Annotated in this window: 1 rRNA gene; it reads right to left on the bottom strand. The window is 57.7% G+C overall.

Annotated features, from left to right (window positions below):
* Nucleotides 1–256 precede the first annotated feature (256 nt).
* Nucleotides 257–1,728 (bottom strand): 16S ribosomal RNA (locus C437_RS05350).
* Between the last annotated feature and the right edge of the window lie 146 nt (nucleotides 1,729–1,874).

The following is a 1,874-nucleotide window of genomic DNA, read 5'->3' as shown; positions in this document are numbered from 1 at the left end:
TCACATCCGAACGCCGTCCCACACTTAAGGGACGGATTCGAGGGCGATACGAAGTACGGACCCGTCGGGAGTTGCACCCGACATCCCGGTGAAGGGATATCCGCCTCGGATAGGTCTTTGTGAGCCCAGCGGGCCCATGCAGTAGCCGGCGCTTGCCGACTCGCGGTGACTTGCGGTCACCAGTCAGTTCCGTCTGGTTGTTGTGACCAACAACCAAGTGTAGGTGGGTCAGGCCAAGGGCCTGATCCCGGTCAGTAGGAGGTGATCCAGCCGCAGATTCCTCTACGGCTACCTTGTTACGACTTAAGCCCCCTTGCGGAGCCCAGATTCGACCGTCGCATGACGGCCTCATCCGGACCCCACTCGGGTGCTTTGACGGGCGGTGTGTGCAAGGAGCAGGGACGTATTCACCGCGCGCTTCTGACACGCGATTACTACCGAATCCAGCTTCATGCGGGCGGGTTTCAGCCCGCAATCCGAACTACGACTCCGTTTGGAGATTAGCTCCGCCTCTCGGCGTTGCATCCCACTGTCAGAGCCATTGTAGCCCGCGTGTTGCCCGGTCCATTCGGGGCATACTGACCTACCGTTGCCCATTCCTTCCTCCATTTTAGCAATGGCAGTCCTCCTAGTGTACCCAACCACCGCAGGGGTGTTGCTGGCAACTAGAAGTGTGGGTCTCGCTCGTTGCCTGACTTAACAGGACGCCTCACGGTACGAGCTGACGGCGGCCATGCACCTCCTCTCAGTAGCGTCGAGTAAAGTCGTCAACCTGACTGTCATTACTACTGTCGGGACCGGTGAGATGTCCGGCGTTGAGTCCAATTAAACCGCAGGCTCCTCCGGTTGTGGTGCTCCCCCGCCAATTCCTTTAAGTTTCATCCTTGCGGACGTACTTCCCAGGCGGCTCGCTTATCGTCTTCACTACGGCACATCACGTGCTCATGGCGCGTGACATACCTAGCGAGCATTGTTTACAGCCAGGACTACCCGGGTATCTAATCCGGTTCGAGACCCTGGCTTTCGTCCCTCACTGTCGGGTCCGGTCTCTCAACGTGGTTTCCCCATTGGTGGTCCGTCCAGGATTACAGGATTTCACTCCTACCCCGGACGTACCCGTTGAGTCTCTCGGCCCCAAGCTGTGTAGTTTCCACCGGACGCCGACCAGTTGAGCTGGTCGATTTCCCAATGGACTTACACAGCAAGCTACGGACGCTTTAGGCCCAATAATATCGGCCATCACTCGGACTGCCGGTATTACCGCGGCGGCTGGCACCGGTCTTGCCCAGTCCTTGTTCCTGAACCACCTTACGGTTCAGAAAAGCGAGGGCTATATGCCCTCGCACTCGGAGTCCCCCTATCGCACTGTCGTGCAGTGTAAAGGTTTCGCGCCTGCTGCGCCCCGTAGGGCCCGGTATCTTGTCTCAGATACCGTCTCCAGGCTCTTGCTCTCACAACCTGTACCGATTATCGGCATGGTGGGCCGTTACCCCACCATCTACCTAATCGGCCGCAGCCACATCCTACAGCGCCGGAACGTTTCTCACTCTCGGCACTCCAGCCTGAGAGTGATATCCGCTATTGGCCTCAGTTTCCCGAGGTTATCGCGGTCTGTAGGGTAGTTTGGCCACGTGTTACTGAGCTATATGCTACGAGTCTCAACTCGTGCAACTAGCATGGCTAAATCGGACTCCGATAGCAATGGCCTCCGGCAGGATCAACCGGAATGTGCTGACAAAGTCAGCGGCGGAAGTGGTTGCACTCCGTCGGAAGCTAAACTCATCGATTCCTACGTCGATGAGGACTACTGCATGGGTCCGTGGGCTCACATCAGATTCCATCTTAACGGCGGACCGCAGGGGTGGAATCCTCAT

Origin of the sequence: Haloarcula vallismortis ATCC 29715, from assembly GCF_000337775.1 — an archaeon.
Lineage (GTDB): Archaea > Halobacteriota > Halobacteria > Halobacteriales > Haloarculaceae > Haloarcula > Haloarcula vallismortis.
This window is presented reverse-complemented; position numbering and strand designations above follow the sequence as displayed.